Raw genomic sequence first — 345 nt, forward strand, 5'->3', positions numbered from 1 at the left:
GTCTTGGTGTGCCATAGACAGATTGCGCTTGGGAAGGGTGGTGTATGGGATTTGTTGGGCGAAAACCGCCTGTTCGAGAAAGTTTCCTCGTGGACAACGGACCTCGAAATCGCCAAGGGCTTCAAGGGCGGCGTACCGCCCGAGGGGCAGGGCTATCAGGGCGTCATTTTCTCCATCAAGCCGCCCGCTGGTAACGTGATCGTCAACCTGCGCGAGTTGTACCGGGATGCCGATTTTCGCGGTGCGATGGAGCGGAACAAGTTCGCAATCGCTGGGTACGCGACGGGCGCGGGCTGTTACGGGGACAGCCAGAGCGAAGTTGTCCTAGAAGTCGACAAGCTGGAA

Annotated in this window: 1 protein-coding gene; it reads left to right on the forward strand. The window is 58.8% G+C overall.

The genetic code is table 11. The annotated features are described in order from the left end of the window. Nucleotides 1-54 precede the first annotated feature (54 nt). The coding region (locus KVS69_RS19065) for a hypothetical protein (RefSeq protein WP_217539533.1) at nucleotides 55-345 on the forward strand (291 nt) is incomplete at its 3' end.

This window comes from Stenotrophomonas sp. GbtcB23, from assembly GCF_019091045.1.
GTDB lineage: Bacteria > Pseudomonadota > Gammaproteobacteria > Xanthomonadales > Xanthomonadaceae > Stenotrophomonas > Stenotrophomonas rhizophila_A.